The sequence below is a fragment of the Actinomyces bovis genome, from assembly GCF_900444995.1.
Taxonomy (GTDB): Bacteria; Actinomycetota; Actinomycetes; order Actinomycetales; family Actinomycetaceae; genus Actinomyces; species Actinomyces bovis.
The window spans coordinates 267,754-276,172 of sequence record NZ_UAPQ01000008.1; the positions used below are offsets into that span (position 1 = coordinate 267,754).

3 protein-coding genes and 3 rRNA genes are annotated in these 8,419 nt (G+C 59.0%); all 6 read left to right on the forward strand.

What is annotated here, in order from left to right; all coding sequences use genetic code 11:
- Nucleotides 1–148 precede the first annotated feature (148 nt).
- The 6 genes from DR039_RS08185 to rrf all read left to right on the forward strand — a co-directional run bounded on the left by DR039_RS08185 (nucleotide 149) and on the right by rrf (nucleotide 8,090).
- Nucleotides 149–301, forward strand: coding sequence for a type II toxin-antitoxin system Phd/YefM family antitoxin (locus tag DR039_RS08185; protein WP_111836888.1), 153 nt, complete (start codon nucleotides 149–151; stop codon nucleotides 299–301).
- Between the two features lie 98 nt (nucleotides 302–399).
- Nucleotides 400–795, forward strand: coding sequence for a type II toxin-antitoxin system VapC family toxin (locus tag DR039_RS08190; RefSeq protein ID WP_111836889.1), 396 nt, complete (start codon nucleotides 400–402; stop codon nucleotides 793–795).
- Nucleotides 796–916: 121 nt separating this feature from the next.
- A complete protein-coding gene (gene tyrS / locus DR039_RS08195) occupies nucleotides 917–2,179 on the forward strand; it encodes a tyrosine--tRNA ligase (RefSeq protein ID WP_111836890.1) in 1,263 nt (420 codons plus the stop codon).
- Nucleotides 2,180–2,721: 542 nt separating this feature from the next.
- Nucleotides 2,722–4,257: ribosomal RNA gene (locus tag DR039_RS08200) — 16S ribosomal RNA — on the forward strand.
- A gap of 406 nt (nucleotides 4,258–4,663) precedes the next feature.
- A 23S ribosomal RNA gene (locus tag DR039_RS08205) occupies nucleotides 4,664–7,829 on the forward strand.
- A 144-nt stretch (nucleotides 7,830–7,973) separates the two neighbouring features.
- Nucleotides 7,974–8,090: ribosomal RNA gene (gene rrf / locus DR039_RS08210) — 5S ribosomal RNA — on the forward strand.
- Together the 16S, 23S and 5S rRNA genes form the textbook arrangement of a ribosomal RNA operon.
- The last annotated feature ends 329 nt before the right edge of the window (nucleotides 8,091–8,419 follow it).

Genomic DNA, 8,419 nt, shown 5'->3' on the forward strand with positions numbered 1-8,419 from the left:
CGCAACACTGGCGTGGCGTACTGAATAGGGGGATGCGGCCAGGTACGGCGGCCAGGCCATCGAAGCGGGCCACCGCAAGGAGTGCTAAGCCCCGGACTCCAACGGCAATCATCCGCGCAACGATGCGCCAGAGTGCTAGTTTTTACTTATGTCTACCGCCTCTATCAGTCAGCGTGAGCTAAGGAAAGACTCCTCTGCTGTGCTGCGCCGCGTGGAGGAGGGTGAGGCCCTGCGCGTAACCCGTCAAGGTGTGCCAGTAGCGTTACTGATGCCTGTGGTTGAGGACGGTGGGCTGCGTTGAGCCAAGCCCGCCTTCCATGCCTTGCGGCCGGTTTCGCTCCGGCGACGACGCGCGGACACGCCTAGCGAGATACTGCTTGCTGGCATCCGGGAGGAGCGATGAGGTGGTACTTGGACACCTCCGCGGCGCTCAAGCTCTTGCTAGACGAAGCTGAGTCAACCGCGCTGGTTGAGTTGGTGGCTCAACAGGCGCCGGAACTGGTTAGCTCGGTGTTGTTGGAGACTGAACTCCGACTGGCTGCCCGTCGCAGCGGCGTGTTGCGTCAGGCCGCGGTTACTAGTTTTCTTGAGGGGCTGCCGCTGTATGAGCTGCCGCGTTCTCTGTTCGTGGAGGCGGGCGTGCTCTGTGCGGAGGAGCTGCGGCTAGTTGATGCGATGCACGTGGTAGCGGCATTGCGTTGCGGTGCCGCCTGCCTGGTCACCTATGACCAGCGCTTGGCTACCGCCGCCCGAAGTCTAGGTCTGTCAGTGCTCACACCGGTGGCCCGCGCCTAGGTATCGCTGGACTAGCGCTGGGCCGGAGCCGACGTCGTGGCAGACTAACGGCGCCGGAGGCCACTCCGGCCCCAGACGCCGGACGCCGGACGCCGGGAAGAGCAATGGAAGGCACAGGACCGTGACCGACATCCTGGACGAGCTGCAGTGGCGAGGCCTAATCGCCCAGCACACCGACATCGACGCGCTGCGTAAGGCGCTCACCGAGGGGCAGGTCACCTTCTATTGCGGCTTTGACCCCACCGCTCCCTCCCTCCACCACGGCCACCTGGTAGCCGTGAAGGTCATGCGCCACCTGCAGTTGGCCGGGCATCACCCCCTCGCGCTGGTTGGTGGTGCCACCGGTCTCATTGGTGACCCGCGCGCTAAAGGCGAGCGCACCCTCAACACCAAGGACGTCGTCGCTGGCTGGGCCAAAGGCTTGCAGGCTCAACTCGAGCACCTGCTGGACTTCGCTGGTGAGAATCCCGCGCGCATCGTGAACAACCTGGACTGGACCGCTCCTATGAGTGCGGTGGACTTCCTGCGTGACCTCGGCAAACACTTCCGGATGGGCACCATGCTCGCCAAAGACATTGTGGCGCGTCGCCTGGCCAGTGAGGAGGGTATCTCCTTTACCGAGTTCAGCTACCAGATCCTGCAGGCCAACGACTACCTGGAGCTCTTCCGGCGTTATGGCTGCACCCTGGAGGTGGGAGGCAACGATCAGTGGGGCAATCTGGTCGGCGGCATGGACCTGATCCACAAGGTAGAGGGCGCCTCGGTGCACGTCATGACCAACCCGCTGATCACCAAGGCCGATGGCACCAAATTCGGCAAGACCGAAGGCGGGGCGATCTGGCTGAACCCGGAGATGCTCAGCCCCTACGCCTTCTATCAGTTCTGGCTGCAGGTCGATGACGCCGATGTGGTGCGCTTCTTGAAGATCTTCACTTTCCTGGATCGAGCGGAGATTGAGCGGCTAGAGGCAGCCACCGCAGAGAATCCCAAGGTGCGTGAGGCACAGAAGGTGCTGGCTCGGGAGGTAACTACTTGGGTTCACGGTGTCGACGCCGTAGCCCAAGCCGAGTCAGCTACTCAGGCTCTATGGGGGCGTGGCGAGTTGTCGGAGCTTGACGCGCAGACTCTGAGTGCCGCGACTGCTGACCTTCCCGCTGGCGAACTGGTGGTGGGGGAGTCCACCATCGTTGATCTGCTGGTTGCCACGGGCCTGGAAAAGGGGCGCAATGCGGCGCGCAAGACGGTCGCCGGTGGTGGGGCTTACCTGAATAACGTCAAAGTTGTTGATGAAGCTGCGCCGGTGACCGCTGAGCAGCTGCTGGCTGGGGGCGTGGTGCTGGTGCGCAAAGGACGTCGTAACCTCGCGGTGGCGCGCCAAGGCTGAGCCTTTGAGGGCCGTGCGAATTGGAGCGGTTTGAGGCGCTTATGACGGTGGCGGGGCCTTGTGGGCACCGTCACCGTCATCTGGTTTGACCCCTGCTTAAGGCTCTGCGTATTGTTCCTCCCGGCCCGAAACGGAGCGGAGAGATCCAAAACCGTTCCGGGGTTGAGAACTCAAGAGAATCTAAACAGATGAGAGCGGGCTCACGAGCCCAGGATTTGAAATCTGGAAATTGATTCTCTAAAGTTTCTCAGGCGCCTTCGGAAGGCGGTGGAATGCGAAAGCAATCCACAAGAACCGAATGGGTGTGTTGTTTGAGAACTCGATAGTGTGTCATGTTTTTTATGTCATTTGTTGGGATGGGGTGGCTGGTTGGCTCTGTTTTTGGGGTTGGTTGGTTGTCTTGTTCTTGTTTTTTGGTTTGCCTGCCTCTGCTTCCTTGTCGGTTGTGGGGTGGGTTGAGCTTGGGTTTTGTTTTCTGTTTCTGATTGGCTTCTTGCTGGCTGAGGGCTTTTGTTTTTGGTTGGTGGGTTGTTTTTTGGTTTCTTTTGGAGAGTTTGATCCTGGCTCAGGACGAACGCTGGCGGCGTGCTTAACACATGCAAGTCGAACGGTGAAGCCCAGCTTGCTGGGTGGATGAGTGGCGAACGGGTGAGTAACACGTGAGTAACCTGCCCCTGACTTCTGGATAACCGCTTGAAAGGGTGGCTAATACGGGATATTTTGGCCTGCTCGCATGGGTGGGTTTGGAAAGGTTCTTTTTCTGGTTGGGGATGGGCTCGCGGCCTATCAGCTTGTTGGTGGGGTGATGGCCTACCAAGGCTTTGACGGGTAGCCGGCCTGAGAGGGTGGACGGCCACACTGGGACTGAGACACGGCCCAGACTCCTACGGGAGGCAGCAGTGGGGAATATTGCACAATGGGCGCAAGCCTGATGCAGCGACGCCGCGTGAGGGATGTAGGCCTTCGGGTTGTGAACCTCTTTCGCCAGTGAAGCAGGCCGCCTTCTTTGTGGGGTGGTTGACGGTAGCTGGATAAGAAGCGCCGGCTAACTACGTGCCAGCAGCCGCGGTAATACGTAGGGCGCGAGCGTTGTCCGGAATTATTGGGCGTAAAGAGCTCGTAGGCGGCTGGTCGCGTCTGTCGTGAAATCCTCTGGCTTAACTGGAGGCTTGCGGTGGGTACGGGCCGGCTTGAGTGCGGTAGGGGAGACTGGAATTCCTGGTGTAGCGGTGGAATGCGCAGATATCAGGAGGAACACCGGTGGCGAAGGCGGGTCTCTGGGCCGTTACTGACGCTGAGGAGCGAAAGCGTGGGGAGCGAACAGGATTAGATACCCTGGTAGTCCACGCCGTAAACGTTGGGCACTAGGTGTGGGGGCTCTTTCCGGGGTTTCCGCGCCGTAGCTAACGCATTAAGTGCCCCGCCTGGGGAGTACGGCCGCAAGGCTAAAACTCAAAGGAATTGACGGGGGCCCGCACAAGCGGCGGAGCATGCGGATTAATTCGATGCAACGCGAAGAACCTTACCAAGGCTTGACATGTGGGTGTTGATCACGGAGACGTGGTTTCTCTTCGGAGCGCCTTCACAGGTGGTGCATGGTTGTCGTCAGCTCGTGTCGTGAGATGTTGGGTTAAGTCCCGCAACGAGCGCAACCCTTGTCCCGTGTTGCCAGCACGTTGTGGTGGGGACTCGCGGGAGACTGCCGGGGTTAACTCGGAGGAAGGTGGGGATGACGTCAAATCATCATGCCCCTTATGTCTTGGGCTTCACGCATGCTACAATGGCTGGTACAGAGGGTTGCGATGTCGTGAGGCGGAGCGAATCCCTTAAAGCCAGTCTCAGTTCGGATCGGTGTCTGCAACTCGACACCGTGAAGTTGGAGTCGCTAGTAATCGCAGATCAGCAACGCTGCGGTGAATACGTTCTCGGGCCTTGTACACACCGCCCGTCACGTCATGAAAGCTGGCAACACCCGAAGCCCGTGGCCTTATGGGGAGCGGTCGAAGGTGGGGCTGGTGATTGGGACGAAGTCGTAACAAGGTAGCCGTACCGGAAGGTGCGGCTGGATCACCTCCTTTCTAAGGAGCACTATTGTTTGCCTGACCTTGGCTGGGCCTGTCTTTTTGTTTTTACTGCCCGTTTTGGGTGGTGGGGGGTTTGGTGCTATGGGGTTGGGTGCTGTGTTTTTCGGAACTTTTGGTATAGAAAACCACCCGAATACCAGTTAGTTAAATACTGGTTGGTTTGGGTGCCCTGACCTGATCCTCGTGCTTTTGGTGTGGGGGTTGGGTTGGGGGTGGCATGCTGTCGGGGCCTGGGGTAATACGCCCTGTTTGGTGCCTGGCTCCTTCTTGGTTGTCTGCCTCCCTTGTTTTGGGGGTGGGTGGTTTTGGGGGGTGTGGGTGGGTTGGTTGTGAACTGTATAGTGGACGCGAGCATCTTTGTTCTTTGCTGCCATCAACGTTTTGTTGGTGGTGTTTTGTTTTGTTTGTTTTTATGAGCGTTCGGTGGATGCCTTGGCATCAGGGGCCGATGAAGGACGTGGTGGCCTGCGATAAGCCTCGGGGAGCTGGCTAGCGGGCTGTGATCCGAGGGTGTCCGAATGGGGGGACCCGGCACGAGTTATGTCGTGTCACCTGCACTTGAATTCATAGGGTGTGGGGGGTGACGCGGGGAAGTGAAACATCTCAGTACCCGCAGGAGAAGATATTCCGTTAGTAGTGGCGAGCGAAAGCGGATGATGGTTAAACCATGATCGTGTGATTACTCGGCAGGGGTTGCGGTTGTGGGGTTGTGGGGCATGCTTTTCTGCCATCTGCCGGTGGTAGGCGCGGTGATAAACCTGGTTGGTAGCCGAATCTCCTGGGAAGGGGAGCCGTAGTGGGTGAGAGCCCCGTAGGTTAAACTGTCTGGGCCGTGTGGGTGTGTTCCCGAGTAGCACGGGGCTCGTGGAATCCTGTGTGAATCTGCCAAGACCACTTGGTTGCCTGAATACTTCCTGATGACCGATAGCGGATTAGTACCGTGAGGGAATGGTGAAAAGTACCCCGGGAGGGGAGTGAAATAGTACCTGAAACCGGGCGCTTACAAGCCGTCAGGGCCCTTCGGGGTGATGGCGTGCCTTTTGAAGAATGAGCCTGCGAGTCAGTGCTGTGTCGCGAGGTTAACCCGTGTTGGGGGAGTCGTAGCGAAAGCGAGTCTGAAAGGGCGTTTTAGTGGCACGGTCTGGACCCGAAGCGGGGTGATCTACCCATGGCCAGGTTGAAGCACGTGTAAGAGCGTGTGGAGGACCGAACCCACTTCAGTTGAAAATGGAGGGGATGAGCTGTGGGTAGGGGTGAAAGGCCAATCAAACTCCGTGATAGCTGGTTCTCCCCGAAATGCATTTAGGTGCAGCGTCTCGTGTTGCCCGGCGGAGGTAGAGCTACTGGGTGGCTGATGGGCCCCACAGGGTTACTGACGTCAACCAAACTCCGAATGCCGTCGGGTTGTAGCGGGGCAGTGAGACCGCGGGGGATAAGCTCCGTGGTCGAGAGGGAAACAGCCCAGATCGCCGGCTAAGGCCCCTAAGCGTGTGCTAAGTGGGAAAGGATGTGCGGTCGCGCAGACAACCAGGAGGTTGGCTTAGAAGCAGCCATCCTTGAAAGAGTGCGTAATAGCTCACTGGTCAAGTGATCGTGCGCCGACAATGTAGCGGGGCTCAAGCACACCGCCGAAGCCGCGGACCCACCACAATTTTTTTCTTCCTTACCCCCTATTTTTGAGGGGTTTGGCAGGGGTGGTGGGTGGTAGGGGAGCGTCCTGCACCGGGTGAAGCCTCGGGGTGACCTAGGGGTGGATGGTGTGGGAGTGAGAATGCAGGCATGAGTAGCGATACTAGGGTGAGAAACCCTAGCGCCGAATGACCAAGGGTTCCAGGGCTAGGCTAGTCCGCCCTGGGTGAGTCGGGTCCTAAGGCGAGGCCGACAGGCGTAGTCGATGGGCAACGGGTTGATATTCCCGTACCGGCGAAGCACCGCCCATGCTGACGCGCGGGTGCTAACCCACGCCTGGGCTCACAGTCATGCCCTGGTGTCTTTCGGGGGACACTTGTGGTGTGGTGGGTTTGGGTCTGGGGATCCTCCGTGCAGGTAGGCAAGCGTTTAACAGGGGTGACGCACAGTGGTAGCCCGGCGGTCCTAATGGCTTGGACTGTTCAAGCGCGCGGCCCGTCCTCCAGGTAAATCCGGGGGGCTGTCTTCGATGACGGGGGTGAGGCGTGATGGTGGCCCTGCTTTTCAGTGGGGGATATCAGGGTGATCCTGTGGTGCCTAGAAAAGCCTCGACGCCGATGGTGCCAGCCGCCCGTACCCTAAACCGACACAGGTGGTCGGGCAGAGTATGCCTAGGCGCACGAGATAATCATGGTGAAGGAACTCGGCAAAATGCCCCCGTAACTTCGGGAGAAGGGGGGCCCGAGCCTTGAAGCCCCACGCGGGCTAGGGGTGAGGGCCGCAGAGACCAGGGAGAAGCGACTGTTTACTAAAAACACAGGTCCGTGCGAAGCCGCAAGGCGATGTATACGGACTGACGCCTGCCCGGTGCTGGAAGGTTAAGAGGAGCTGTCAACCCCCATTGGGGGTGAAGCGGTGAATTTAAGCCCCAGTAAACGGCGGTGGTAACTATAACCATCCTAAGGTAGCGAAATTCCTTGTCGGGTAAGTTCCGACCTGCACGAATGGCGTAACGACTTCTCTACTGTCTCCACCATGAACTCGGCGAAATTGCATTACGAGTAAAGATGCTCGTTACGCGCAGAAGGACGGAAAGACCCCGGGACCTTTACTATAGCTTGGTATTGGCGCCCGCTGTGGCTTGTGCAGGATAGGTGGGAGACCGTGAAGCAGTCACGCCAGTGATTGTGGAGTCATCGTTGAAATACCACTCTGGCCATAGCGTGCGCCTGAACCTCGGCCCGTGATCCGGGTTAGGGACAGTGCCTGGTGGGTAGTTTAACTGGGGCGGTTGCCTCCTAAAAAGTAACGGAGGCGCTCAAAGGTTCCCTCAGCCTGGTCGGCAACCAGGTGTTGAGTGCAAGTGCACAAGGGAGCTTGACTGCGAGACCGACAGGTCAAGCAGGTGCGAAAGCAGGAACTAGTGATCCGGCGATCCCGAGTGGGTGGGTCGTCGCTCAACGGATAAAAGGTACCCCGGGGATAACAGGCTGATCCTGCCCAAGAGTCCATATCGACGGCATGGTTTGGCACCTCGATGTCGGCTCGTCGCATCCTGGGGCTGGAGCAGGTCCCAAGGGTTGGGCTGTTCGCCCATTAAAGCGGTACGCGAGCTGGGTTTAGAACGTCGTGAGACAGTTCGGTCCCTATCCTCTGCGCGCGCAGGATACTTGAGAAGACCTGTCCCTAGTACGAGAGGACCGGGACGGACGAACCTCTGGTGTGCCAGTTGTCCCGCCCGGGGCACGGCTGGTTAGCTACGTTCGGCAAGGATAACCGCTGAAAGCATCTAAGCGGGAAACCAGCTTCAAGATAAGGTATCCACACCCCCTCGTGGGGTGGAAGGCCCCCAGCAGACCACTGGGTAGATAGGCCGGAAGTACAAAACCCGTAAGGGTTGAAGCTGACCGGTACTAATAGGCCAAACACAAACAACACCCCCCCACCACATAGGTGGGGAACAAGAACCAAACACGCAAGCGTCCACTATACGGTCCACCACCAACCCACACACCAAACACACAACACAAAACACAACACACAATACGGCCCAACACACGCACTGGGCCCCACATAAACGTCTCGGTGGTCACAGCGGGAAGGCAACGCCCGGACCCATTCCGAACCCGGAAGCTAAGACTCCCAGCGCCAATGGTACTGCACCCGCCAGGGTGTGGGAGAGTAGGACACCGCCGAGCACACACCCAGGGTCGAGGCCCCCAACCACAGGTTGGGGGCCTCCCCACATAACCACACCAAACCACAACAACACAGCGAAGGCCGGTAGTCTGGCGGAAGGTAGCCCGCGCTGCACGCCCGAGCGATGACGTCACGAAGAGGAACAGAGAATGCCTTACCAACGGCGCAACGACCACTCCGGCCCTCGCCGCGGCAACGACCGCCATGGCTTCGGCAATCGCTCCAATTCGGGAGGCCCCCGCAGGAGCCGTGACGACAAGCAGCATGGCGGTTACCAGCAACGCGATGGTCAGCGTCGCAGTTGGCGAGACCGCGACGACAAGCAGCA

Bases quoted from the DNA above. Each gene is read 5' to 3' on its own strand.
- DR039_RS08185 (WP_111836888.1), top strand. From the start codon at position 149: ATGTCTACCGCCTCTATCAGTCAGCGTGAGCTAAGGAAAGACTCCTCT.
- DR039_RS08190 (WP_111836889.1), top strand. From the start codon at position 400: ATGAGGTGGTACTTGGACACCTCCGCGGCGCTCAAGCTCTTGCTAGAC.